Here is a 23,315-nt window from a genome sequence, read left to right on the forward strand (position 1 = left end):
GGTAAGCAATGTTCGATGAGGGCAAATTGTGCTGGCGTGATCTCCATGTCCAATAGTTTAACCTCCCCAGCCACTAGCGTTAACAGGACCTAGTTTGCCTGACCCGCCGGGGTCAATTTACGGCAGCTGAGGATGAGGCCGCCGTGAGCCGGTTGCCGGCGGCCGCAAAACTGCCATGATCGGGGCCATCTGCCGCCACGGAAGCGCGCCATCGCCACCGGCACCACATCGCCAGCCGACAGCGTCGCCGTCACCCCGCGGGTGCATTGGCGGCACAGCCTGCGCATGCGCGTGTTGCTGGCCGCCACCGCAGTGCTGGTGGTATTGCTGGCGGTGCTGGGGACGGTGTTCTACCTGGGCGCACGCGCCGAGCTGGTGGAGGCGGCGCGGATCGAGGTGGATGGCCTGACCGAGCAGACCGCGCTCAGCCTGGCGGCGATGCTGGACTCGGTGCAGGTGAGCGGCCGCACGCTGGCGGCCAGCAGCAGCGCGGTGGGGCTGCAGCCGTTCAATCTGCGCGCCTTGCTGCTGGCCACGCTCAGCGGCGACCCGGATATCGGTGCGGCGCGCCTGATCATCGAGCCGCGCACGCAGAAAGCCCGCGACAGCGGATTTGTCTGGTACGTGCATCGCGACGGCACGCGCGTGCTGGAGAAATCGGTGCAGGACCTGGGCGACGACTACCGCGCGATGCCGTGGTATCTGCGCACCCTGCGCGACGGGCGCGCGTGGTGGTCCGAGCCGTCCCTCAGCACCAATGGCGGCAACGCGCTGTACACCAGCTACAACCTGCCGTTGCGCCGTCCGGGCGATGCGGTGGATGCCGCGCCGGTGGGCATGGTCAGCGTGGACCTGCCGCTGCAGCACCTGCGCGAGATCATCGACCAGCTGCCGCGCGACATCAGCATCCAGCCGATGCTGCTGTCGCCCGAAGGCATGCTGGTGTTCAGCCCCGACCCGGCGCTCAACCTGCATCGGACGCTGGACAGTTACGTGGCGCATTCGCGGCCCGACCTGCTGCCGCTGCAGCGCGCGGTGGCGGCGGGCCAGCCGATCTCGTTCGCGCACACCGCGCCGGATGGCGAGCGCTTTTTGACCCATAGCGCGGCGGTGGGGCGCAGCGGCTGGACCTTCGTGCTGTCCGCCTCCGAAGGCTACGTGCTGTCGGGCCTGAACCGGTTGGCGGTCTGGGTGGCGGTGGCGGGCTTGCTGGGCGCGGTGGCGTGGTGGTGGTTGATGGGACGCATCACCCGCTCGCTGACGCGGCCGATCGAGGAATTGACCGACACCGCCGAGCACTTTCGCCGCGGCGAATTCGACTACCCGCTGCAGCACATCGGGCGCCGCGACGAGGTGGGCGTGATGGCGCGTGCGTTCGACAGCGCACGCGATGCGATCCGCGACCACATCGCGCAGATCGGCGAGATGACCGCCGCGCGCGAGCGCATGCACAGCGAGCTGCAGATCGCGCGCGAGATCCAGCAGGCGATGCTGCCCTCCGGGCGCACCTTCGACCGCGCCAGTTCGCATCTGGAAACCTGCGCCTGGCTGGAGCCGGCCAAGGCGGTGGGCGGCGACTTCTACCACTTCGTCGAGACCGAGCCGGGGCTGCTGTGGTTCGTGGTGGGCGATGTATCCGACAAGGGCGTCCCGGCCGCCTTGTTCATGGCGCGCGCGGTGAGCGTGCTGGAAATCGCCGCGCGCCGGCATACGCGCCCGGACAGCATCCTGATCGCCGCCTCCACGCGGCTGGCCGAAAACAACGACACCTGCATGTTCGCCACGGTGCTGTGCGGGGTGATCAACGTGGTGAGCGGCGACTACTGGCTGGCCAGTGCCGGCCATGAGCCGCCGGTGCTGATCGACATCGACGGTAGCGCGCGGCCGTTGCCGCTGGACACCGGCGCGCCGCTGGGGATCGAGCCGCAGGTGGCCTACCCGGTGCTGCAAGGCCGCATGAGCGCCGGGCAGACGCTGCTGGGCTATACCGACGGGGTGACCGAGGCGATGGACGAGCGAGGCACCAGCTACGGGCTGGAGCGCCTGCTCGGCGCCTTGCGGCCACGCCGCAGTGCGGCGGCGCAGTGCAAGGCGGTGATCGCCAACATCGCCCACTTCACCGGCCAGGCCGACCCGTACGACGACATCACCCTGCTGGCGATCCGGCTGCGCCAGGAGCATGCTGGGCGGGTCGCAGACGCTGGCCGGGACACCCCCGGAAAGGCAACGACCCGATGAAGCTCGATCTGGCCATCGCGCCCTCGCTGGCCCAGCTGGCCGGCGCCAACGACGCGCTGGAACACTCGCTCACGCTGGAAGGGCTGCACGCCGAGCGCATCGGCCAGGTACGGCTGATCGTGGAAGAGCTCGGCTGCAATGCGCTCACCCACGGCCAGTGCGCCGAGCAGCCGCTGCGCCTGCAACTGCAGCTGGACCCGCAGGCCCTGGTGCTGGAGATGCACGACCCCGGCAGTGCGTTCGACCCCAGCACCGCCGTGATGCCAGACCTGAGTGCCGAGCTCGACGAGCGCGCGATCGGCGGGCTGGGGCTGTTCCTGGTGCATCAGTTCGCCGATCACATCGACTACCGCCGCGATGGTGCATACAACGTGGTGCGCGTCACCCTGCTCCACCCGTACGCCCCCGTCCCCGAGGCACTGTCATGACCACGCTCGCCATCCAGATCGACCCGCCGCAGGACACCCGTCAACGCGTCATCCTGACCGGGCGCCTGGACACCCACACCTACCAGGACCTGGACGCGGCGCTGTCGCCGCTGCTGGGCACCCTGATCACCACGCTGGTGCTGGACCTGACCGCGCTGGAATACATCTCCAGCGCCGGCATCCGCTGCATCTTCAAGGCGCGCAAGGCGCTGGCCACGCGCCAGGGCAAGGTGCTGGTGAACAACCCGCAGCCGCAGATCCGCAAGGTCTTCGACATGGTCAAGGCGGTGCCGCTGAGCGATGTCTTCGCCTCCACCGAAGAACTCGACGCCTACCTGGCGGCGATGCAGCGCAAGGTCATCGAACAGCATGCGCAAGGCGATACGCCGATCGTGCCGCACTTCGCCGAGGCCTGAGCGCGGCCAGCGCCGCACAGCGAACAGGCGCTGGCTGGATGCGGACGGCGCGCATGGCAGAAGGACACGCGTGGTACATGCCGATGCCCGGCATCGGAAGCGCGCCCGCCTGGCGATGATTGCAGTGGTTGTGCCGATCGCTTTGCGGTGTCGCCTCGCCTGCGCGCACATCGGTGGGCATGCCTGCGTGCGGCGCGTGCGCGGCAGTGGTTAGGCTATGACGCCCCGATCGCTGCGTTGCAATGCCCAAGCTGATCATCTTCGATTTCGACGGCACCCTGGCCGACTCGTTCGGTTTCTTTCTGAGCACGCAGCGCGTCCTGGCCGAGCGGCACGGTTTCCGCGCCGCGCAAGCGCATGAAGTGGAGGCCGCACGCCGCCTGAGCACCCGCCAGCTGCTCAGGCAATCGGGGCTGAGCAGCTGGCGCATTCCGCTGGTGGCCGCCGACTTCATCCGCCTGATGCGCGCCGCCCCGCCGATGGCCCTGTTCGACGGCATTGCCGAAGTGCTGCAGGCCGTGCACGCCCGCGGCACCCGCCTGGCCCTGGTGTCGTCCAACTCGGTGGAGAATGTGCAGCGCGCGCTGGGCGAGGAGCTGAGCGCAAAATTCGCAGTGATCGACGGCGGTGCGCATCTGCTGGGCAAGCAGCGCGCCTTGCGTCGCGTGTTGCGCAGCACCGGGCACACCACAGCGCAGGCAGTTTACGTGGGCGACCAGGTCGCCGACTGGGAGGCGGCGCAAGCGGTGGGACTGCGGTTTGCTGCGGTGGCCTGGGGCTATACGCATCCGGAGGCGTTTGCGGGATTGGCGGGGGCGCGGTTGATCGAACGCGTGGACGACTTGCTTGCGTTGGGCGGGGAGTAGGCGGCGGGGATTGGGGATTCGCCAGAGGGAGACGCTTCCGGCTGCTGCGTGCGCACCTACCCTCATCCGCCCTTCGGGCACCTTCTCCCGGAGGGAGTAGGGAAACCCGGATGCCGTGCACTGAATGGTCGCTGGCAGCCACGGACCGACTGCTACACCCCACCTACCCTTGGCAAGGGCGCCGGCACGTTCAACATGCCGCCCGCTGCCACGTACGCCGCCAAGGCCTGGCCCTGGCTCAGCAGATGCCCGTGCATCGTGCGCTCTGCGCCTTCGGCGTCGCCGCGGCGTACGCAGGCCATCAGCTCGCGATGCTCGGCCAGCGACTGCGCCATGCGCCCGGGCGTCAACAGCTGCCGGCCGCGGTGCATCTTGAGGATGCGGTGCAGATCGTGGGTGACGCGGATCAACCACGGATTGCCGGCGTACTGCTGCACGGTCTCGTGGATCAGGTAATTGTTGCGGTAGTACTCGGCCAGGTCGCCAGCGGTGGCGGCGGCTTCCATTGCCGCGTGCAGCTCTTCCAGGCGTTGCACGCCGGCCGCGTCGATGCGCTTGACCGCATCGTGCGCGCAGCGGCCTTCCAGCATCGCCATCACCGGGAACAACTGGTTGAGGTCTTCCAGGGTCAGCCGCGTGACCCGGCTGCCGCGGCCGGCGTCCAGCTGCACCAGGCCTTCGGCGGCGAGCAGCTTGAGGCTCTCGCGCAGCGGGGTGCGGCTGATGCCGAGTTCCTCGGCCAGCGCCGGCTCGTCGATCCATTCGCCCGGCGGCAGCGCGTAGTCGTAGATCTTCTGGCGCAGGCGCTCGGCCACTTCCTCGTACAGCGGTACGCGCTTCTTGGCGTTGCGCGAATCAGGGGCGAGGGTCATGGCAGGCGGGTCGTCGATGCTGGCGTGGGGGCGCCCATTCTACCGGGGCGCCCCGACACCCTGCCGGACGCGGGCCGGATCACAGCCAGCCCGGCACCACGAAGAGCAGCCAGGCCACCAGCGGCCCCAGCAACACCACCAGCCCGCTGTAGACCAGGAAGCGGCGGAACAGCGCGTCGCGCTCCTCTTTCGCGGCAGAAGCCACCACCAACGCACCGTTGGTGGAGAATGGGCTGACATCGACGATGGTGGACGACACCGCCAGCGCGCAAATCACCCCGGCCGCGCCAAGCTGGCCCTGCATCAGGAACGGTACCGCCAGCGGAATGGTGGCGCCCAGCACCGCCGCCGACGAGGCGAATGCGGAGACGATGCCGCCGACGTAGCAGACCAGCAGCGCCCCCAGCAGCGGCATGCCGATATGCGACACGCCGGTGCCGATGTAGTCCACCGCGCCGGCTTTTTCCAGCACCGCCACGTAGGTGACCACGCCGCTGATCAACAGCACCGTGGACCAGCTGATGCCGTCCACCGCGCCCTTCTGCGCGCTGGGCGAGATCAGCGCCAGCGCCACCGCCACGGTGATCGAGACCAGGCCGACGTTGAGGTTGTAGACCAGCGCGGCGACGCCCAGGCCAAGCAGGCCGACCAGCGTGATCACCCGATCGCGCGTGATGGCGACCGCCTCCAGCGCCAGCGGATTGGTCGACAGGGTGCCGCCACCGGCGGCCACCAGCGAGCCATGCCCTTCGATCGCGAACGGGCGCTTGGAGGCCTGGTCGTCGGCCACCGCCACATACTGCGCATCGGCCAGCGAGACCTCCTGCCGGCGCATCAGCTTGAGCCCGCCGAAGGCGCAGAAGCAGATGATCGCCATCATCAGGTTGAAGCCCAGGCTGGTGAGGAACACCGCCATCTCGGTGACGTCCAGCCCGGCCTTTTCCACCACCTTGTTGGTGATGCCGCCATACACGCTGATCGGCGAAAAGCCGCCGCCCTGCGCGCCATGGATCACCAGCAGGCCCATCATCAAGGGATTGATGCGGTACTGCTTGGCAAAGCGCAGCGCCACCGGGCCGATGATGGCCACCGCCGCCGGCCCGAGCGCACCGAAGGCGGTGAGCAGGCCGGTGATGACGAACATCACCCAGGGAATGGCGACGATGCGCCCGCGCACCGCGCGCACCGCCCAGTGCACCAGCGGATCGATGGTGCCGTTCTTCTGCGCGATGGCGAACAGATAGGTGATGCCGACCAGGGTCAGGAACAGGTCGCCCGGAAAGCCGGCCAGCACCTCCTTGCCGTCCAGACCCACCCACACGCCGCCGATGATGAAGGCCAGCGCGAAGGCCACCGCGCCCATGTTGATGGGCAATGCGGTGGCGACGATGAACATGATCACCAAGCCAAGAATCGTTGCAATTTGCGGGGTCATGCGCCCTCCCAGACACCTGATACGCGTACAGCACGGATGGCCACCCGCCACCCAAGGGTTACGCCGTGTGCAGCACCTGCTCAATCGTCATGCCGCGCATGCGGCGTTGACCCACTCGACCACCCCGTGGATGCTCTGAAATTCGTCGACCGATCGCGCTTCGCAGCCCGGCACGCGCTCGCGCGCCATGCGCGCCAATGCGCTACCGGGCCCCAGTTCGAGAAACACCCGCGCGCCGCGTTCGGCGGCCTGCACCAGCACCTCGTACCAGCGCACGGTCTGCGCGATCTGTGCGGCCAGCGTGTCCACCACCAGGGCCTGCGTGGTGACGGCACGCGCATCGATGCCGGCCAGCACGCGCAGCCTGGGCGCCTGCATGGCCGCATCGTTCAATTCGACGGCGAAGGCGTCGGCCGCCGCCCGCAACCACGGCGTATGCGCCGGCACGCTCACCGGCAACGGCGTGACGCGTGCGCCCTGCGCCTGCGCTGCATCGCCCAGTGCCTGCAGCGCCGCCTGCGGCCCACCGAGCACGGCGTGGTCGTCGCCGTTGACGATGGCGATGGCCGCGCCATGCGTCCGGCACAGCGCCTCCAGCGTACGCAGCGGCAGGCCGAGTACCGCCATCAAGCCGGCATGTTGCGGGCTGGCCGCATCCATCAGGCGCGCGCGGGTGGCAGCCAGCTGCAAGCAGGTGGCGATCTCCATGCTGCCGGCAACCGCATGCGCGGCCAGCTCGCCGACGCTGTAGCCCAGCACCAGCACCGGCGTGGGCAGCTGCGCACGCAGCACCTGCCAGTGCGCCAGGGTGCCGGCGCAGACCAGCGGCTGTGCGATGGCATTGGTGTAGCGGGAGTTGTCGGCGGCCAGCGTTTGCGCCGAGGCGCCAAGCAGCTTGCTCGCAGCAGCGATTACCTCGGCCGCGGCAGGCACATCGGCAACCCGCGCGAACATCGCGGCGTGCTGCCCACCCTGGCCGGGACAGAGCACGGCCAGGCTCATGCGGTGGCCTGCTTGCAGGCGGCGGCGCGCGCTGTGCATGTGCCGCCCTGATTCGCGCTGCGGGCATTTTGTTCCGTGACCAAGCGAAGCAGGCCGTTCACTGAGACGGTGCGAAGGGCAGCGACGCCACACGCCTGCATGGACGTTGCCTTCGCAGGTGCCAGTGCTCGACACAGGCTCATGCCGTCTCCTGACAGTGCAGGAACCAGGCACAGGCGAGCAGATCGGCGCTGCCGCCCGGGCTCAGGCGACGCGCGACGAATTGCCTGCCGATGGCGTGCAGGCATGCGCGCCACTGCGGGTGTGCGATGCCGCCATCGTCCAGAAACGCATGCGCCTGCGCCTTTGCGTAAGCCAGCCCGTCTTGCCCGCCGCGATGCAGCAGGTTGAGATCGTCGACCTCGGCAACCAGGCGCATCAAGGTCTGCGCCAGTGCGGCCTCGCGCGTGGCGCCGCTGCGCAATGCACTGCGTAGTGACGGCAATGCGATCTCGCGCAGCAATGGATACCCGGCCGCGGCCTGTTCGCGCACGCCACTGATCCGGAACGCCGCGCGCACGCGCTGGCCATTGCTGCATGGATCCAGCGGCGCGGCCCGTAATGCATCGCGCCAGACCTGCACCGCGCTGCAGACTGCTTCGCCGGCAGGGGCATGCCCATGCACGGCACGCAAGCGCGCCGCCTGCGCAGTGAGCAAGCCCAGGCTGAAGATCGCACCGCGATGGGTGTTGATGCCGCCAGTGCTGCGCAGCATCGCCGCTTCGGCCGCAATGCCGAGCTGGCGCAATCGCTCGAACGGCGCGTTGTCGATACCGGCCTGTGCAATCGCGACGAAGTAGCCGCGCAGGGCGAACAGGCTGCGCAGGAATGTCGACGCGTCCATATCGGCATGGCTGCCGCTGTCGAACGGCGTGACCAGGCCGGGCTTGGGCGCGCAGCCGAGTTCCGCATGCAGGGCGGCGACCGCCAGCCACCCCAGCCGATGCGCCAGTGCGCTGGCGGTGCCGGCTTCGGGATGCGATGCGTGTTGCCGGGCTGCACTGTCTTGCAGCTCGCCATGCGTGCGTGCAGCGCGCGATGACGCATGCACGCGGTTCGAACCAGCGCCTTCGAGCGCGAGGCGCAGTAGTGGCTGCGGCGGTACGTCGTGCGTCGCTGCCGGTGTCGGTGCGAGCGTCGATTCGTGATCGGCACGAATCAGGTGCGTCGATTGGCTGGCCGCATCAACCAGGGATGGTGCGATGCCCGTTTGTTTGGCTCCTGTCACTGGCCGCTGCCGCTCCACCGCGTTGCAAGGCGTCACGGAGCGCCTGGCATCGGTAGTGCGATCGACCAGTGTGCTCATGCCGCGCTCCATACCGCAAACAGCGCGCTGCGCGGCAGCAAGCGGCAGCCGTTGGGGGACTTCACCAAGACCTGTTGCGCGCTGACGGCGTATTCGCGCCAGTTCACCGCAGTGTCGTCGGGCAGCAGCAGTTCGCCGTCTGCGCGCAGCCCGTGACGCCGTTCCCAACGCTGCAGCACTGTCACCACGGCCTGCGCCTGCTCGGGTGTGGCGATGGACCACAGCAGGTCCAGATCCGATTGCGCATGCACATACGCAAGCCCGGTCAGGGCCTGCCATGCAAAGCTGCCGAAGACGCGCGGCTGCAGGGCGTTGGCATTGCACTGGGTCAGCAAGGCCTGCAGTGCTGGCTGCGTCGCGGCGGGTGCGGCTGCGATCACCGCGTCCAGCGCCAATGGCGCGGTGCTGCGCGCAACCTCGTGCAGGCTGGTGCTCAATGCCAGGCGTTGCTTGCCTTCGTCTGGCGGCAATGGCACGCCCAGCCGCAGGCTGCCGGGTGCCTCGCTGCCATCGCTACGCGCCACCACTGCCGGCAGACCCGCGGCAAACCACTGCTGCAGCCGTGGCTGCGCACCCGGCGTCAGCGCCTGCCAGCGCGCGCCGGGATGCAGCCACACCAGTGCGTGGCGGCCGGGCATGCTCAGCCCTCGCCCGCAGCCACGGCCGCAGCGACATCGCGCGCCAGGGTGCGCCCGCCACGCTGCGCGCCAAGTGCCCGGCGTTGATCGCCATCGCTGGGCGCGGCCAGGGCAGCGAGCAGCGCCTGCGCCAGATCGCCGTCCCAGAGCGACTCCACCGCGCCCATGCGCACGTAGTTCTCCACGCCGGGCGCGAACACCGGCGAGCTCTTGCTCAGCGCCTGCAGGGTGTCCACGCTCTGCTTGGTGACGCGCGCCATCGCGCGCAGATCCATCACCCGGATCTGCGCATCCGGCAATGCGTGGATATGGTCGGCCATCAGACCGAACGACAGAAAGCCGCCGCTGACCGATTCGCCATACACCAGCGTGACCAGCCGCGCGCCGCGCTTGCGCGCCAGATCCAGCGTGCGTGCCAGATGCGCGAAATAGCCGTTGATGCCGAGCAGTTCGTCGCGGCGCGCCAGCCGTTGCCCGGCGGTATCGGCCAGCATCACGATCGGCCGCTGCGGGTGCGCGCGCGTGCTCGCCAACACGGTCGCCGCCAGTGCCAGCGCGTGGTCCACACCGACTTCCAGCTTGTTGGCGGTGCCGATCACGGTGACCTCGCCCGCGGCCGTGGTGGCACTGCCGGTGAGCACATCGTCGTTGCGGGCGATGGCGTGGCCGAGCGGAAACAGCTGGTCCAGCAGTTGGCTCAGTTCCATGGCGTGCTCCGGTCAGCGGTGGCGGCGAGGAAGGCGTCGGTGTCCAGCAGCGGCAGGCGCTGCGCCTCGACGATGCCCTGCCGCTGCCAGATCTCCAGGCCGTCGCGGCAATCGCCGTAGGCGGCGATGCGCGCGGACAACTGCTGCTGTGCAGCTTCCAGCGCCTGCAATGCGGCCTCGCCTTCCGGCTCGGCCAGCGTGTCCAGCGCCTGCACGGCGGCATCGGCGAATGCGGCGATGCGGTCGGCCACCAGCGTCTGCGCCTCGCCCAGCAGATAGCGGTGCTTGCCGCCGGTGACGCGCCACACCAGGGCACGGTCGCGCGCGTCGAACTCCTCCACACCGCGCACGGTTTCGATCACGTCCGGGCCGGACAGCGACAGGCGGCCTTCTTCGGACATGATCACCGCGCTGCAGCAGCGCGCCACGATGCCCATGCCGCCGAAGGCGCCGTTGCCGCTGCCGATCAAGGCCAGCACCGGCACGCCGGCGGCGCGCGTGTTCAAGGTGGCGCGCATGATTTCGGAGATGGCGATCAGGCCGGCGTTGGCTTCGTGCAGGCGCACGCCGCCGGTGTCGAGCAGCAACAGCACCGCCGCCGGCTGCGTGGCGGCGGCGCGTTCGAGCAGGCCGGTGAGCTTGGCGCCGTGCACCTCGCCGACGCCGCCACCCATGAAGGCACCTTGCTGCGCGGCGATCAGCACCCTGCGCCCACGCAGCCTGCCTTCACCGACGACGATGCCGTCATCGAAGGCGCCGGGCGTGTCCAGCTGGGCCAGATGCGGGCTGATCAGGCGACGGCGCGGACCGACGAATTCGCGGAAGCTGCCGGCATCCAGCACACCATCGATGCGCTCGCGCGCGTCGGCCTCGTAGTAGCTGCGCTCGGCCATGGGAATGGTGGTGCTCATACGTATCTCCCAACGACAAGCGTAGGAGCGCACCCGGGCGCGACTGAAGCGTTACCAGGAACGCCCGTCGCGCCCTGGTGCGCTCCTACGAGATTGCTGCGCTCGGCACTATCGACAGTGGTGCTCCCCACGACGCGCGTAGGAGCGCACCCGGGCGCGACTGCGGCGTTACCAGGAAAGCCCGTCGCGCCCTGGTGCGCTCCTACGGGGTGAGAGGGGTGGCTCATGCGGCGGCTCCCTGCAGGACGTCCAGCGCCTGCTCCAGGCGCAGGCTCACCACCGCTGGCGTGGCGCCGACATCGTTGATGCTGATGCGCACATCGCGCAATGGATGACGCGCGGCGAAATCGTCCAGCACCGCCTGCCAGATGGTGCCGAACCCGCGCGCGGCGGTGAGGATCTCGATCTCCATCGCGCCGTCCAGCGGCACGCGCTCGACCAGCACTTCCAGGTTGCCGGAGGCGACCACGCCGACCAGCGCATGGTCCAGCCCGGCGCGTGCGCCATGCTGACCATCGAAGCGATACCGCAGGGTTTCCATGCTGTGCCCCTACCAATTGCGAAAACGTTTCGGCGGGTCGTACAACCCGCCGGACCAGCGCACCAGGTCCTTGACCGTGCGCGCGGCGAGCAGGTCGCGCGTGGCATCGCGTGGCCGGATGCCCAGGTCTTCCGGCCGCTTGATGACGCCGCGATCGCGCAGGTTTTCCACCGCGCGTTTGTCGCGGCCCAGGCCCACGGCGGTGTAACCGGACACGCCACGGATGGCCTGTTCGCGCTCTTCGGCGCTGCGGCACAGCAACAGGTTGGCGATGCCTTCTTCGGTCAGCACGTGGCTGACGTCGTCGCCATAGATCATCACCGGCGGCAGCGGCATATTGGCGCGCTCGGCCAGCTCCCAGGCATCGAGCCTGTCGACGAAGGCCGGCGCCATGTGTTCGCGGAAGGTTTCCACCATCTGCACCACCAGCTTGCGTCCGCGCGGCATCTCGCCGGGGCGCGCCGCCTCGCGCCCGGCCTTGAGCCAGGCGTCGCTGGCGTGCCGGCGGCCGCGTGCGTCCGAGCCCATGTTGGGCGCACCGCCGAAACCGGCGATGCGGTCGCGCGTGGCGGTGGAGCTGTTGCCCTGCAGATCGATCTGCAGGGTGGAGCCGATGAACATGTCGCAGGCATACAAGCCGGCGGTCTGCGACAACGCCCGATTGGAGCGCATGCTGCCGTCGGCGCCGGTAAAGAAGATGTCCGGGCGCGCGGCGATGTAGGCCTCCATGCCCAGTTCCGAACCGAACGAATGCACCGAGTGCACGAAACCCGATTCGATCGCCGGGATCAGCGCCGGATGCGGATTGAGCGCCCAGTGCCGGCAGATCTTGCCCTTCAGCCCCAGCGATTCGGCATAGGTGGGCAGCAACAATTCGATCGCGGCGGTGTCGAAGCCGATGCCGTGGTTGAGCCGGTCCACGCCGTATTCGGCGTAGATGCCCTTGATCGCCATCATCGCCATCAGCACCTGGATCTCGGAGATCTGCGCCGGGTCGCGGGTGAACAGCGGTTCGATGTAGTTGGGCCTGGGCGCCTGGGTGACGAAGTCCACCCAGTCGGCCGGGATGTCCACGCGCGGCAGCGTGTCGACGATCTCGTTGACCTGCGCAATCACGATGCCGCCCTTGAACGCGGTGGCCTCCACGATCACCGGGGTGTCTTCGGTGTTCGGGCCGGTGTAGAGATTGCCGTGGCGGTCGGCGGCCTGTGCGGTGACCAGCGCGATGCGCGGGGTCAGGTCGATGAAGTAGCGGCCGAACAATTCCAGGTAGGTGTGGATGGCGCCGATCTCGATGCGGCCCTCGCCGACCAGCCCGGCCAGGCGCGCGGCCTGCGGGCCGGAGAACGAAAAATCCAGCCGCCTGGCGATGCCGCGCTCGAACACGTCCAGATGCGCGGGCAGCGACAACACCGATTGCACCATGTGCAGGTCGTGCACGCGCGCCGGTTCCACCTCGGTGAGGCAGCGCGCCAGGAAGTCGGCCTGCTTCTGGTTGTTGCCTTCCAGGCAGACGCGGTCGCCGGGTTCGATCACCGCCTCCAGCAGCGCCACCACGTCGTCGGCGGCCACCACGCGCCCCTGCGGCGCCAGGGCTGCGGCGCGCTGCAGGCGCTGGCGCCGGCTGTCGGCCTGGGTGTCCCACTGTCGACTCATGCCTCTGCCTCGCCGGGCCAGGCCCGTAATGTCAAAGTAATTACATCGTAATTATTAGGTTCGTGGATGTCCAGCCGCGTTGCAGCATCTGCGTCTGTCGCTGAGTCGTTGGTCAGCTACACGACAGGCAGCTGCTTGCCGGCCAGCCAACTTCGATATATCGTTTCGCCATGCTTCGATATATCGAATGAAACCGCACTCACTCCACCCGGCCTTGCCTCCCGATCTCGACGCGGCTCCCGGTCCCACGCCCGGTCGCGGTGGTCGCACGCGGGTGCGGCCGCTGGAGCACGGCGATCTGCGCCTGCTGCTGCTCGCGCTGATCGCCGAGCGCCCGCGCCATGGCTACGAATTGATGCGGCAGATCACTGCGCTGTTCAAAGGGCTGTACACGCCCAGTGCCGGCGCGATTTATCCGGCGCTGGCGCAGCTGGACGCCGACGGCTGGGTGCATACCGATCTGGACGCAGGCCGCAAGCGCTACCAGGTCACCGACGCCGGCCGCGAGCACGTCGCGCAGCACCGCGATACGCTCGACGCCGCGCTGGCCCGCACCCATCGGCGTGCGCGTGAGCTGATCAAGGCACAGACACCGGCACCGATCCGCGATGCGATTCACCGCATCAAACAGGGCTTGTTTGCGCGGCACGGGCATTGGACAGAGGAAGAAACCAGACGTATTGCTGCATTACTCAACGCCGCCGCTGACGGCATGGAGCGCGATGACGGCTGAGTGCGCGTAGCGCTGTACTCCTACGCCAACCGCTGCTGGCTTGACGGCGATTTGCGACTGGTGCATGTCATCGCAGTGTTTGCGTTGCGGATGGACGTGATGTGCATGTGCCGCAGCACATGCGCTTCAGCTGCATGAGGCTTCGCCCGTCCCCTCATCCGCCCCTGCGGGGCACCTTCTCCCGCAGGGAGAAGGAACTGTCACTGCGCTGGATGCAATCGCGCATCCATGGGTCAGGTCACCTACTCACTGCTTCATTTACTCGCCACGTCATCGACTTCGTAACCGCCTCATCTTTCCCCATCGCCGCGCACCTTTGCGCGCACTCCAGGACTCGCACACCATGGCTGCTCACACCAATACCCAAGTCCGTCGCGACACGCGCCTGCGCTCCGTGCAGGTGGTGCGTTGCGAAGCGCTCACCCCACAGATGCGTCGCATCGTGTTTGGCGGCAGCGAGCTTGCCGGCTTTCAGAGCGAGGCACCGGACGATCACGTCAAGCTGTTCTTCCCCAATGCCGATGGCGCCTTCGTGCTGCCGACGATGACGCCGGACGGCCCGCGCTATGCCGAAGGCGCACTGCCCTCGCCCGGCCGCGATTACACCCCGCGCGTATTCGATCCGCAAAGCGGCGAGTTGAGCATCGACTTCGTGCTGCACGGCGACGGCGTGGCCTCCAGCTGGGCCGCGCACGCGCAACCCGGCGACCCGCTGAAGATCGGCGGCCCGCGCGGCTCGTTCCTGGTTGCCGACGACTACGACCACTACGTGCTGATCGGCGATGAAACCGCGCTGCCCGCGATCGGCCGCTGGCTGGAAGCGATGCCCGCCGACATGCATGCAGAGGTCTTTATCGAAATCGCCGATGCGGCCGAGCGCCAGGAACTGCTCAGCGCCGCCGAGGTGGACGTGTACTGGCTGGAACGCAACGGCTTCGATGCCGCCAGCAGCACGTTGCTGGAAGACAGCCTGCGCGATTACGAGCCGCACGACGGCGACACGTTCTACTGGATCGGTACTGAATCCATGCGCGCGCGTGCGATGCGCAAGTTTCTCGAAGAGCACATGGGCGTGGACAAGGAGTGGGTGCGCGCGAAGGGATATTGGAAAGCGAATCCGGGAACGGAGTAAGCGCAGCGCAGCTCGCCGCATCACTGCACAGCTAGGTTGTACCAGCCGCGCTAGAGCAAGCAGTCCGCGCCATATACGCAGCGGCGCGCTTGCGCGCGAGAGGCCTTACCGCCCGGCAAGCGCATCGTCATTGCGTCTATCGGTCATGCGTCGCGGCCAAGGCCGCTCCTACACAATGGCATGCGCACCCTGCGGCTCTTCGCTCATCTCTTCGCCGGGCTGATGCCCCTCAGGCACCCAACGCAAAAGCCCGCCGATCGGCGGGCTTTTGCGTTCCGCACATCGGTGCGATCGCTCGCACCGATGCATCGACTGCGCTGCGCCTTACTTGGCGGCGGCAGCGTCACCGGCCTTGGCCTGCAGGGCTTCGGTGGTGATGCGGATCTTCACTTCGTCGCTGACGTTCGGGGCGTACTGGCCCACGCCGAAGTCGGTGCGCTTGATGGTGGTGGTGGCGTCGAAGCCGGCTGCCGGCACCTTCTTCATCGGGTGCTCGCCGGCACCGTTGAGGGTGACGTCCAGCACGACCGGCTTGGTCTGATCCTTGATGGTCAGATCGCCGGTGACGGTCAGCTTGTTGGGGCCGGCCGCTTCGACCTTGGTGCTCTTGAAGGTGGCGGTCGGGAACTTGGCAGCGTCGAAGAAGTCACCGCTCTTCAGGTGCTCGTCGAACTTGGCGGTGAAGCTGTTCAGGCCCGACAGCGGCAGGGTGACCTGCACGGTGGACTTGGTCACGTCGGCCGCGTCGTACACCAGGGTGCCGTCGACATTGCCGAAATGCGCGCTCGGATTGGAGAAGCCGAAGTGGCTCCACTGCGCGATCACGTCGGTGTGGCTCGGATCCAGCGTGTAGGTGCCGGAGGCCACTTCCACGGCCGGCGCGGTCGAGGCGGCCGGCGCAGCAGCCGGGGCCGGGGTGGTGGCAGCGGCATCGGCCGGTGCGGTGGCGGCCGGGGTGTCGGCGGCCGGCGCGGCGGCGTTGTCGGCCGGCTTGGAGCAGGCGGCGATGGCCAGGGTCAGGGCGAGCGGCAGCAACAGTTGGCGGGTGGTCTTCATTGAAACTCCTTGAGATGAGGGACCGCATTGGATCAACGCGGATGGAACAGACGCAGACGGACGAGGACTGCAGGAAAATCGAAACGGGCGCCCGGGGCGGATTGCACAAGGCGCGGTCGTCAGGTGGTGCGGGTGGCGTGCCCCGAAGCCGGAGTGTACGTGGCTCCTGCGTGCCGGAGCGCCGGCTGCGCCCGCCCGACGGTGCGCGCAGCTGCGGTGCCAGCCGCTGTTACTCGATGCGCGCGGCTTCGTCGAAGCTCAGCCGCGGCAGCCGCGGGAACAGCCCGGCCGGATCGCCGTAGCCCAGATTGACCAGGAAGTTGGACTTGATCGGCGTGCCGGCGAAGAACGCCGCATCCACCTTGTCATTGTCGAAGCCGGACATCGGGCCGGCATCCAGACCCAGCGCACGTGCGGCCAGGATCAGGTAGGCGCCCTGCAGCGAGCTGTTACGGAATGCGCCGGACACGCGCATCTCGCGCGAGCCTTCGAACCAGCTCTTGGCGTCGGCATGCGGGAACAGGTACGGCAGCTTTTCGTGGAACTCCTCATCGGAGCCGATGATCACCGTGACCGGCGCGGCCAGCGTCTTGGTGGCATTGGCCTCGGACAGTGCCGGCTTGAGCTTCTGCTTGCCCTCCGGCGTGGTCACGAACACGAAACGCGCCGGCGACCCGTTGGCGGCGGTCGGGCCCCACTTCAGCAGATCGTAGAGCTCGCGCAGCTGCGCTTCGCTGACCGGCTTGTCGAGAAAGGCGTTTTGCGTGCGGGCGGTGCGAAACAGCTGATCCAGCGCGGCAGCGTCGAGCAAGTCGGACATGGAGACTCCGGGAAGCAAGGGAATGGGCGACAGTAGGGTGCAGCACCGGCGCCAGCGTGAAGACCCGCAGTGTAGAGTGACGCGATTGCGGCAACACACGCTCAATCTGAAACAAATCTATGTCGGATCTGAAACGATGGCGCTGACCTGGGCGGTCAGCGACGGCCGCGCCGGCAATGCACGTCAGGCCGAGGCCTTGGCGCAGGCGCTGCACGCCACGCCGGTCACGGCGCTGCATCTGCAGGCCCGCGCGCCGTGGCGTTGGGCCGCACCGCGCCGGTTGCCGGGCGCGCAGGCGGCCTTTGGATCCGGCTTTGCCCGGCAATTGCAGCAGCCGCCGGCGCTGGCGATCGGCTGCGGGCGCCAGGCCGCGCTGGCCACCCGGCTGCTGCGCACGCGCGGCAGCCAGGTGGTGCAACTGCTGGATCCGCGCCTGGACCCGCGTCACTGGGATCTGCTGGTCGTGCCCGAGCACGATGCGCTGCGTGGCGCCAACGTGCTCACCCTGCTCGGCAGCCTGCATCCGGTGGACGATGCCTGGCTGGCCGCCGGGCGCGCCGCCTTCGCCGCGTTCGGCGCGCTGCCCGGCCCGCGCGTGGCGCTGTTGATCGGTGGCCCCACCGCGCAGCTGCCCTGGACCACCGAAGCGCTTGCGGCACTGTGCACGCACCTGCGCGCGCAGGTGCTCGCCGCCGGCGGCAGCCTGTTGGTCACCACCTCCCGGCGCACCCCGCCCGAGGCGATCGCGACGCTGCGCAAGATGCATGCAGGCCTGCCAGGCCTGCTGTGGTGCGACGAGCGCGACGGGCCCAACCCGTACGCCGGCCTGCTGGGCTGGGCCGACGCGATCGTGGCCAGTGCCGACTCGGTCAACCTGCTCTCCGAAGCCTGCGCCACGCGGGTGCCGGTGGCAGCGGCGTTTGCCGGACAGGCGCAAGGCCGGGTGGCGACGTATGTGCGGGCACTGCAGGCGCGTGGCCGTCTGTGCGATGCCGGCGATGTTTTCGCAACGCCGCAGCAGCTTCACCCACTGCGCGAAACCCAGCGCATCGCCGCACTGGTGCGTGCGCGCCTGCACGTATGACGGTGCCGCCGCCGATGCCACGGGGCAGACACAAGGACGATGCACTCCCCATGCGATTCGCGCATAGGCGCCGACCATGCTGGCGGCCATGCGTTGACCGGCAGGCTGGTTGAACCAACAGCACGCCGTCGTATCGCGCATGCGCGTCGGCGCACTGGCCCGCCTGCGCCAACGCACGGATAATCCGCGCTGTTCCACCGCTACCGTACCGTCATGTCCAGCACCGCGCCGACGCCGTTCACCCCACTCACTGCGCGCGCATTGGCGTGGGCGGTCCTGGTCATGGGCGCGGTGGTGCTGTTGTCCAACATCCTGGTGCAGTACCCGATCAACGATTGGCTGACCTGGGGCGCGTTCTCGTATCCGCTGGCGTTTCTGGTGAGCAACCTGATCAATCGCCGTTTCGGCCCGCGCGCGGCGCGCAAGGTCGCCTGGTGCGGCTTTGCGCTGGCGGTGGTGTTGTCGCTCTGGCTGGCCACCCCGCGCATCGCGGCGGCCTCGTGCACCGCCTTCATCGCTGCGCAGCTGCTGGATATCAGCGTGTTCGACCGGCTGCGCAGTGGCAATTGGTGGCGTGCGCCGATCGTGGCCACCACCTGCAGCGCCACGCTGGATACGGCGATCTTCTGGAGCATCGCCTTTGCTGGCGCTGGCCTGCCATGGATCAGCTGGGCGGCCGGCGACCTGGCGGTGAAGCTGGGCATGGGCGTGTTCCTGCTCGGCCCGTTCCGCGCACTGCTGTGGCGCAGTGCGCCGCGCCCGCAGGGCTGACCGGCTCGCCTGCGCACCGGCCATCGGGCCAACACCAGGCGCGGCGCAGGGACGCCACTGCAACGCACCCGCGTTTCTGCCGACCCGGCCTGCGCGCCGCACTCGTCTCACCTTGCAACGCCAGCCACCGGCCACTCAAGGCGCTAGCATCGCCACATCCTTGCCGAGCGGAAACTCCAGCCCTTGCGCGTGCGCGGTAGTGAAGATGCTGTGCCGTGCCTGCTCGATCGCGGGCGTTGGCGGGATCAGCCGCGGCCGGCGATCCAGGGTGCAACTCAGGCCCGCTTCCACCAAGGTGGCATGCGCCTGGTGCAGCGGTGCGGCACGCTCGGCCGGCAGCCATTGCACCTGCACCAACGCATCGATCAAGGCGGGCGTGGCGCAGGCCAGCAGCAGCGCCGGATGCTGTGCGGCCTGGCCGAGCACGCCGGCCTGCAGCACGAATTCCAGATCGACCAGGCCGCCGGCGCCCTGCTTGAGATCCAGCCGTCCCGCATCGCTGCGATCCAGTTCGCTGCGCATGCGCGCGCGCATCTTGCGCACGTCCTCGTGCAGCACGGCGGTGTCGCGCACGCGTGTCAGCGTGTCGGCACGCACCTGCGCGAAGGCCGCGCACAGCGCCGCATCGCCGGCCACCGCACGTGCACGCACCAGCGCCTGATGCTCCCAGGTCCAGGCGCGCTCGCGCTGGTAGTCGCGGTAGCTGGCCAGCGATGACACCAACGCGCCCTTGCCACCATCCGGGCGCAGCCGCACGTCGATCTCGTAGAGACGGCCGGCGCCGGTTTCGGCGGCCAGCAGTGTCATCACCTTCTGCGCCAGCCGCGCAAACCAGCGCCCGGCGTCCAACGCTCGCTTGCCATCGGAGGCTTCCACCTCGCGTGGATGGTCGTAGAGGAACACCAGATCCAGGTCCGAGCCGAAGCCCAGCTCCAGGCCGCCCAGGCTGCCGTAGCCGATGATGGCGAATGCCCCGCCCGGCACCTGCCCATGCGCGGCGATCAGTTCGCGGCGCGCCAGCTGCAGCACCGTCTGCACCACCGTTTCGGCCAGCCAGGCCAGTTGCTGGGTGCTGTCCACGGCCTGCTGGCGGCCATCGAGCGTGGCCAGTGCGATGCGGAAGCTCAAGGCGAGCCGGCGCTCGTTGAGTTCGCGCAGCGCCGCTTCGGTGTCCTCGATCTGCAAGGTGTCCAGGCACGCGGCGTGCAACGCGTCGCGGTCGGGCAACGGGCCGCTGATGCGGGTGTCGAGCAGTTCGTCCAGCAACAGCGGATGCGCAGCCAGGCGCTCGGCCAGCAAGGCGCTGCGCGAGAGCACATCGACCAGGCGTGCGAGTGCGCTGGGTTGTTCGTCCAGCAAGGCCAGGTAACTGGTGCGGCGCAAGGTGGATTGCAGCAGGCCGAGCACGCGGCGCACGGCGGCATCCGGCTGGCTGGCGCGGGTGGCCGCATGCAGCAGCGCCGGCATGACGCGGTCCAGCCGCGCGCTTGCGGTATCGGAGAGCGCACGCACGCCGGAGGACTGCGCAAACTCGGCCAGCACCTGATGCGCGCCGGCTGGATCGTGCAATCCGATGCCGGCCAGCGGCGCGGCATCGCCTTCCGGCAGTGCGCGCCAGTAGTCGGCAAGCGCGTCGGGGGCGGTGGCGCGCACGCGCGGTGCCAGCAGCTCGGCGAATTCGGCGGCAACGCGCGCGCGGTGCGGGGCGAGTGCCTGCAGCAGTGCCGGCCAATCCGCATAACCCAGGCCCAGCGCGATGCGTTCGCGATCCAGCGGCGCCTGCGGCAAGGCATGGGTCTGTGCATCGCGCAACATCTGCAGACGATTTTCGAGCCGGCGCAAGAAACGATACGCCTCGGTCAATGCATGCCCGTTGTCCGCATCGATCTGGCCGGCCTCCACCAGCGCCTGCAGGGCAGGCAGCAGGCGACGCTCGCGCAGGCTCGGTTCGCGTCCGCCGCGAATCAGCTGCAGCGATTGCGCCAGGAACTCGATCTCGCGGATGCCGCCCGGCCCGCGCTTGATGTCGTCCAGACGATCGTGGCGGGCGACTTCGGCAGTGATCGCCGCCTTCATCTCGCGCAGGCCGTCCAGTGCGGTGAAGTCCAGATAGCGCCGGTAGACGAAGGGACGCAGCGTCTCCAGCCAGGCTTCGCCGGCGTCGATATCGCCGGCCACCGCGCGGGCCTTGAGCCAGGCATAGCGCTCCCAGTCGCGTCCTTCGCGCTGGAAGTACTGGTCCATGCCGGTGAACGACACGGCCACCCGGCCGGCCGTGCCGAACGGGCGCAGACGCAGATCCACGCGATGGCTGAATCCATCGGCGGTGGTCTCGTCGAGCAGCTTGGCCAGCTGCTGGCCAAGCCGCGCAAAATACTCCTCCGCTGCCAACGGGCGGGCACCATCGGACTGGCCGCCCTGCGGATACGCATAGACCAGATCCACATCCGAGGAAAAATTCAGCTCGCCACCACCGAGCTTGCCCAGCCCGAACACCACCAGCCGCTGCACGCTGCCGTCTTCGGCAATCACCTGGCCATGGCGGTCGCAAAATTGCTGCTCCAACGCCTGCAGCCCACATTGCAGGCAGGTTTCGGCCAGGCGGGTGGCACCGGCCAGGGTGGCATCGACGCTGTCCAGATCGAGCACGTCGCGCCAGACCAGGCGCGTGGATTCGGCGCTGCGGTAGCGCCGCAACTGCGCCGGCCAGGCCTGGGGCTGTGCGGGGTCGAATACCGGCAGTGGCAACGGCGGTGGATCCGGCTGCGCCAGGTGCTGCAGCAAGGCCGGCTGACGCGCCAGGGTATCGAGCGCAAACTCGCTGGCGAGCGCAACCTGTTCGAGTCGCCGAGCGAAGTCATCGCCGGGCCAGGGCTGGTCGGCCGGCACGGCATGGCGGACACGCGCCACGGCCCGCTCGATCAGGGCGGTGAGCGCAGGAGACACGGATGAGGTAGGCAGCGACATGCGCCGATTCTGGCATCCCTGCGCGATGGCGGCACGTGCGTGCGGGCGATCCAGCACTGTCTAGAGGCAGCAATACGACTACTGGGTTCATCGCCGCGCTGCGTGTGGTCCCATCAGCACGCGGTCATGTCGGCGGGCGTGATGTCCTCGCTGGTTGCGGGCTCCTTGGCGGCTTGTTCGACGTCTCGATTTTTTTGGGCGTTGTGTCTGAAGGGGACTCAGCAGTGTGGATAGATCAGTTGCGGAGCGGTTGATCTGTGACTTGCTGCAGGGCCCTTGCCCGCCCACCATCGCAGGACACGCCGCAAGTACGTCCATGTAGGCTCTTACGCGACGGTGGGCGGGCAAGGACCTGTCGAGATGGTCGGTGTGCATGGTTGCAAGCGGTGCACGACGTGCGCTGGTTGGATCACTCGGCATTCGCCCAACTTTCATCATTTCTCCATCGCAGGCCGAGCGTCAGGCAAGCCTCCAACACGCAACCTGAAAATGCCAGGTCTGCGACGCAGTCCGAGTCACACGCTTTCAGGAAAGCAGCCGACCAACTGTCTGGTGCGGTGGCCTCGCCGGTTGCGGGACCGTGTGGCGGCATGGATGCCGCCACCGAGCCCCCAGGGACGGGTTCACGGCGTGTCCCGCAAGCGGTGAGGCCACCGCGCACTCGACTCACCGAGCTTTTGATTCAAGCATCCGATCGCGGCTGAACAAGCCCACCGTTCTCGGTCTCGACTGCCTTGTGCCTTGTGTACTGGGGCTTGGGAAGTGCAGATGGATCAGTTGTAGAGCGGCGGCTCTGCAGACTGGTTGCAGAGCCCTTGCCCGCCCACCATCGCAGGACACGCCGCAAGTACGTCCGTGTAGGCCCTTACGCGGCATCCATGCCGCGTAAGGGCCCGCGACGGTAGGCGGGCAAGGACCAGTCAAGCTGGTCGGGTGTGTGTGGCCTTCAAACAACAGCAAACTACAGCACACGCCAACCCACCACCCCGCATGCGATGCAACCCACCAGCACTGCCAGCCACGCACTCCAGCGCGGCGCATACGCCAGGCCCAGCGCCACCCATAGCGCGGCCACGCTGACAAACCCCAGCCACACCAAGGTGCCCACCGTTGCGCCCCAAGCAAGCACGCACAGCACCAGCGCGGCGATCAACAGGCAGACAGCCATCGCACGCAGCAACCATCGCTGCATCACCGGCGCAGTGCGGCGGCCGGTGAGCTGCTCGTAATGGCGATGCATCGCCACCGCCAGGGCCATCATTGCGGCGTGGCAGAGCGCGGTGCCCAGCAGCGCAGCGATCAGCCCATCCATGGCGGATGTCCCAGCAACCAGCGCGCGCCGCCCAGCGCAGCGATGCCCACGCCCAGCCAGCCCCACATGCGCAATGCACTGCGCGCACGAAACATCCACAGCACGACGACCGTATAGATGGCGAAACTCAGCAAGGTCGTGCTCAGCACCGAGACCGCAGGCGACACGCCGGCAAACCGCGACAGCAGCTGCGCCAGCACGCTGCAGCCGGTGGAGGTCAGCGCATAGCCGCCGACACTGGCAGCGAGCACGCGACCGGCAACCGACCAACGGTAGCGCGTCACCGATGCGGTGCTCGAAGCAGGATTCACAACACATCCATCGCGGCAGTGGCGCCGCGCCTGGCACGTGTCGGCGCCGCTCGCACGTCGCTGCGATGCGCCCG

General features: G+C 68.4%; 22 protein-coding genes and 1 other RNA gene. 8 read left to right on the forward strand and 15 right to left on the reverse strand.

The features are described from left to right. Positions 1 to 285 precede the first annotated feature (285 nt). Genes XarbCFBP7408_RS09115 through XarbCFBP7408_RS09125 form a run of 3 tightly spaced genes read left to right on the forward strand, consistent with a single transcriptional unit; the run spans position 286 to position 3,082 of the window. Positions 286 to 2,238 carry a SpoIIE family protein phosphatase gene (locus XarbCFBP7408_RS09115; RefSeq protein WP_258072085.1) on the forward strand — a complete coding sequence of 651 codons (1,953 nt, stop codon included), beginning with the start codon at positions 286 to 288 and terminating at the stop codon, positions 2,236 to 2,238. After that, positions 2,235 to 2,666, forward strand: coding sequence for an ATP-binding protein (locus XarbCFBP7408_RS09120; protein WP_104562687.1), 432 nt, complete (start codon positions 2,235 to 2,237; stop codon positions 2,664 to 2,666). The genes XarbCFBP7408_RS09115 and XarbCFBP7408_RS09120 overlap by 4 nt, the downstream gene beginning before the upstream one ends. After that, entirely contained in the window at positions 2,663 to 3,082 is a 420-nt protein-coding gene (locus XarbCFBP7408_RS09125) for an STAS domain-containing protein (protein WP_104562688.1), read from the forward strand. Before XarbCFBP7408_RS09120 ends, XarbCFBP7408_RS09125 begins: the two co-directional genes overlap by 4 nt. Before the next feature lie 4 nt (positions 3,083 to 3,086). Here XarbCFBP7408_RS09125 and XarbCFBP7408_RS09130 read toward each other — a convergent pair. Further along, positions 3,087 to 3,161: non-coding RNA, sX9 sRNA (locus XarbCFBP7408_RS09130), on the reverse strand. Positions 3,162 to 3,324: 163 nt separating this feature from the next. Here XarbCFBP7408_RS09130 and XarbCFBP7408_RS09135 point away from each other — a divergent pair. Further along, on the forward strand, positions 3,325 to 3,948 hold the full coding sequence (locus XarbCFBP7408_RS09135) for an HAD-IA family hydrolase (protein ID WP_104562689.1): 624 nt from the start codon (positions 3,325 to 3,327) through the stop codon (positions 3,946 to 3,948). A gap of 152 nt (positions 3,949 to 4,100) precedes the next feature. Here XarbCFBP7408_RS09135 and XarbCFBP7408_RS09140 read toward each other — a convergent pair whose 3' ends face one another. The 9 genes from XarbCFBP7408_RS09140 to mdcA all read right to left on the reverse strand — a co-directional run bounded on the left by XarbCFBP7408_RS09140 (position 4,101) and on the right by mdcA (position 13,055). Then, positions 4,101 to 4,820: a GntR family transcriptional regulator gene (locus XarbCFBP7408_RS09140; RefSeq protein ID WP_024937864.1), complete on the reverse strand. Its 720-nt coding sequence runs from the start codon at positions 4,818 to 4,820 to the stop codon at positions 4,101 to 4,103. A 79-nt stretch (positions 4,821 to 4,899) separates the two neighbouring features. Then, positions 4,900 to 6,255: an SLC13 family permease gene (locus XarbCFBP7408_RS09145; protein ID WP_104562690.1), complete on the reverse strand. Its 1,356-nt coding sequence runs from the start codon at positions 6,253 to 6,255 to the stop codon at positions 4,900 to 4,902. 87 nt (positions 6,256 to 6,342) lie between these two features. Continuing rightward, positions 6,343 to 7,257 carry a malonate decarboxylase subunit epsilon gene (mdcH, locus tag XarbCFBP7408_RS09150; protein WP_104562769.1) on the reverse strand — a complete coding sequence of 305 codons (915 nt, stop codon included), beginning with the start codon at positions 7,255 to 7,257 and terminating at the stop codon, positions 6,343 to 6,345. 178 nt (positions 7,258 to 7,435) lie between these two features. Next, positions 7,436 to 8,248 (reverse strand): triphosphoribosyl-dephospho-CoA synthase MdcB, encoded by an 813-nt coding sequence (mdcB, locus tag XarbCFBP7408_RS09155; RefSeq protein ID WP_104562770.1) that lies wholly within the window; start codon positions 8,246 to 8,248, stop codon positions 7,436 to 7,438. Positions 8,249 to 8,598: 350 nt separating this feature from the next. Then, complete coding sequence (gene mdcG / locus XarbCFBP7408_RS09160; protein ID WP_104562691.1) at positions 8,599 to 9,240, reverse strand: malonate decarboxylase holo-[acyl-carrier-protein] synthase; 642 nt, start codon at positions 9,238 to 9,240, stop codon at positions 8,599 to 8,601. A 2-nt stretch (positions 9,241 to 9,242) separates the two neighbouring features. Then, positions 9,243 to 9,947: a biotin-independent malonate decarboxylase subunit gamma gene (mdcE, locus tag XarbCFBP7408_RS09165; protein WP_104562692.1), complete on the reverse strand. Its 705-nt coding sequence runs from the start codon at positions 9,945 to 9,947 to the stop codon at positions 9,243 to 9,245. Then, positions 9,938 to 10,840: a biotin-independent malonate decarboxylase subunit beta gene (locus XarbCFBP7408_RS09170; protein WP_181106384.1), complete on the reverse strand. Its 903-nt coding sequence runs from the start codon at positions 10,838 to 10,840 to the stop codon at positions 9,938 to 9,940. Before XarbCFBP7408_RS09170 ends, mdcE begins: the two co-directional genes overlap by 10 nt. Before the next feature lie 241 nt (positions 10,841 to 11,081). Further along, complete coding sequence (gene mdcC, locus XarbCFBP7408_RS09175) at positions 11,082 to 11,399, reverse strand: malonate decarboxylase acyl carrier protein (protein ID WP_016902872.1); 318 nt, start codon at positions 11,397 to 11,399, stop codon at positions 11,082 to 11,084. A 9-nt stretch (positions 11,400 to 11,408) separates the two neighbouring features. Continuing rightward, positions 11,409 to 13,055 carry a malonate decarboxylase subunit alpha gene (mdcA, locus tag XarbCFBP7408_RS09180; RefSeq protein WP_104562694.1) on the reverse strand — a complete coding sequence of 549 codons (1,647 nt, stop codon included), beginning with the start codon at positions 13,053 to 13,055 and terminating at the stop codon, positions 11,409 to 11,411. 187 nt (positions 13,056 to 13,242) lie between these two features. Here mdcA and XarbCFBP7408_RS09185 point away from each other — a divergent pair, with 187 nt between their 5' ends. Both XarbCFBP7408_RS09185 and XarbCFBP7408_RS09190 read left to right on the forward strand, forming a co-directional pair. After that, positions 13,243 to 13,788, forward strand: a complete 546-nt coding sequence (locus tag XarbCFBP7408_RS09185; RefSeq protein WP_258072086.1) for a PadR family transcriptional regulator — start codon at positions 13,243 to 13,245, stop codon at positions 13,786 to 13,788. 343 nt (positions 13,789 to 14,131) lie between these two features. Then, positions 14,132 to 14,920, forward strand: a complete 789-nt coding sequence (locus tag XarbCFBP7408_RS09190; RefSeq protein ID WP_104562771.1) for a siderophore-interacting protein — start codon at positions 14,132 to 14,134, stop codon at positions 14,918 to 14,920. A 324-nt stretch (positions 14,921 to 15,244) separates the two neighbouring features. On the opposite strand, the gene XarbCFBP7408_RS09195 is transcribed toward XarbCFBP7408_RS09190, so the two are convergent. Together XarbCFBP7408_RS09195 and XarbCFBP7408_RS09200 are read right to left on the reverse strand one after the other, a co-directional pair. Then, a complete protein-coding gene (locus XarbCFBP7408_RS09195; RefSeq protein WP_104562696.1) occupies positions 15,245 to 15,976 on the reverse strand; it encodes a YceI family protein in 732 nt (243 codons plus the stop codon). 229 nt (positions 15,977 to 16,205) lie between these two features. Beyond that, entirely contained in the window at positions 16,206 to 16,796 is a 591-nt protein-coding gene (locus tag XarbCFBP7408_RS09200; protein ID WP_039523198.1) for a malonic semialdehyde reductase, read from the reverse strand. A 136-nt stretch (positions 16,797 to 16,932) separates the two neighbouring features. On the opposite strand from XarbCFBP7408_RS09200, the gene XarbCFBP7408_RS09205 reads away from it, so the two are divergent. Both XarbCFBP7408_RS09205 and XarbCFBP7408_RS09210 read left to right on the forward strand, forming a co-directional pair. Beyond that, on the forward strand, positions 16,933 to 17,880 hold the full coding sequence (locus XarbCFBP7408_RS09205; protein ID WP_104562697.1) for a mitochondrial fission ELM1 family protein: 948 nt from the start codon (positions 16,933 to 16,935) through the stop codon (positions 17,878 to 17,880). A 213-nt stretch (positions 17,881 to 18,093) separates the two neighbouring features. Beyond that, entirely contained in the window at positions 18,094 to 18,651 is a 558-nt protein-coding gene (locus XarbCFBP7408_RS09210) for a VUT family protein (RefSeq protein WP_104562698.1), read from the forward strand. Between the two features lie 135 nt (positions 18,652 to 18,786). Here the strand turns inward: XarbCFBP7408_RS09210 and glnE are convergent, their stop codons facing one another. The 3 genes from glnE to XarbCFBP7408_RS09230 form a co-directional block, all read right to left on the reverse strand. Then, positions 18,787 to 21,618, reverse strand: a complete 2,832-nt coding sequence (gene glnE / locus XarbCFBP7408_RS09215) for a bifunctional [glutamate--ammonia ligase]-adenylyl-L-tyrosine phosphorylase/[glutamate--ammonia-ligase] adenylyltransferase (protein ID WP_104562772.1) — start codon at positions 21,616 to 21,618, stop codon at positions 18,787 to 18,789. A gap of 961 nt (positions 21,619 to 22,579) precedes the next feature. Further along, on the reverse strand, positions 22,580 to 22,930 hold the full coding sequence (locus XarbCFBP7408_RS09225; protein WP_104562700.1) for a DUF3325 domain-containing protein: 351 nt from the start codon (positions 22,928 to 22,930) through the stop codon (positions 22,580 to 22,582). After that, positions 22,918 to 23,241 (reverse strand): hypothetical protein, encoded by a 324-nt coding sequence (locus tag XarbCFBP7408_RS09230; protein ID WP_104562701.1) that lies wholly within the window; start codon positions 23,239 to 23,241, stop codon positions 22,918 to 22,920. The genes XarbCFBP7408_RS09225 and XarbCFBP7408_RS09230 overlap by 13 nt, the downstream gene beginning before the upstream one ends. Between the last annotated feature and the right edge of the window lie 74 nt (positions 23,242 to 23,315).

Origin of the sequence: Xanthomonas arboricola pv. guizotiae (genome assembly GCF_002940205.1) — a bacterium.
GTDB lineage: Bacteria > Pseudomonadota > Gammaproteobacteria > Xanthomonadales > Xanthomonadaceae > Xanthomonas > Xanthomonas arboricola_C.

Bases quoted from the DNA above. Each gene is read 5' to 3' on its own strand.
- XarbCFBP7408_RS09125 (WP_104562688.1), top strand. From the start codon at position 2,663: ATGACCACGCTCGCCATCCAGATCGACCCGCCGCAGGACACCCGTCAA.
- mdcH (WP_104562769.1), bottom strand. From the start codon at position 7,257: ATGAGCCTGGCCGTGCTCTGTCCCGGCCAGGGTGGGCAGCACGCCGCG.
- mdcA (WP_104562694.1), bottom strand. From the start codon at position 13,055: ATGAGTCGACAGTGGGACACCCAGGCCGACAGCCGGCGCCAGCGCCTG.
- XarbCFBP7408_RS09120 (WP_104562687.1), top strand. From the start codon at position 2,235: ATGAAGCTCGATCTGGCCATCGCGCCCTCGCTGGCCCAGCTGGCCGGC.
- mdcC (WP_016902872.1), bottom strand. From the start codon at position 11,399: ATGGAAACCCTGCGGTATCGCTTCGATGGTCAGCATGGCGCACGCGCC.
- XarbCFBP7408_RS09200 (WP_039523198.1), bottom strand. From the start codon at position 16,796: ATGTCCGACTTGCTCGACGCTGCCGCGCTGGATCAGCTGTTTCGCACC.
- XarbCFBP7408_RS09135 (WP_104562689.1), top strand. From the start codon at position 3,325: ATGCCCAAGCTGATCATCTTCGATTTCGACGGCACCCTGGCCGACTCG.
- XarbCFBP7408_RS09190 (WP_104562771.1), top strand. From the start codon at position 14,132: ATGGCTGCTCACACCAATACCCAAGTCCGTCGCGACACGCGCCTGCGC.
- XarbCFBP7408_RS09115 (WP_258072085.1), top strand. From the start codon at position 286: ATGCGCGTGTTGCTGGCCGCCACCGCAGTGCTGGTGGTATTGCTGGCG.
- XarbCFBP7408_RS09195 (WP_104562696.1), bottom strand. From the start codon at position 15,976: ATGAAGACCACCCGCCAACTGTTGCTGCCGCTCGCCCTGACCCTGGCC.
- XarbCFBP7408_RS09140 (WP_024937864.1), bottom strand. From the start codon at position 4,820: ATGACCCTCGCCCCTGATTCGCGCAACGCCAAGAAGCGCGTACCGCTG.
- XarbCFBP7408_RS09145 (WP_104562690.1), bottom strand. From the start codon at position 6,255: ATGACCCCGCAAATTGCAACGATTCTTGGCTTGGTGATCATGTTCATC.
- mdcG (WP_104562691.1), bottom strand. From the start codon at position 9,240: ATGCCCGGCCGCCACGCACTGGTGTGGCTGCATCCCGGCGCGCGCTGG.
- XarbCFBP7408_RS09185 (WP_258072086.1), top strand. From the start codon at position 13,243: ATGAAACCGCACTCACTCCACCCGGCCTTGCCTCCCGATCTCGACGCG.
- XarbCFBP7408_RS09210 (WP_104562698.1), top strand. From the start codon at position 18,094: ATGTCCAGCACCGCGCCGACGCCGTTCACCCCACTCACTGCGCGCGCA.
- mdcE (WP_104562692.1), bottom strand. From the start codon at position 9,947: ATGGAACTGAGCCAACTGCTGGACCAGCTGTTTCCGCTCGGCCACGCC.
- XarbCFBP7408_RS09205 (WP_104562697.1), top strand. From the start codon at position 16,933: ATGGCGCTGACCTGGGCGGTCAGCGACGGCCGCGCCGGCAATGCACGT.
- XarbCFBP7408_RS09170 (WP_181106384.1), bottom strand. From the start codon at position 10,840: ATGGCCGAGCGCAGCTACTACGAGGCCGACGCGCGCGAGCGCATCGAT.
- XarbCFBP7408_RS09225 (WP_104562700.1), bottom strand. From the start codon at position 22,930: ATGGATGGGCTGATCGCTGCGCTGCTGGGCACCGCGCTCTGCCACGCC.
- glnE (WP_104562772.1), bottom strand. From the start codon at position 21,618: ATGTCGCTGCCTACCTCATCCGTGTCTCCTGCGCTCACCGCCCTGATC.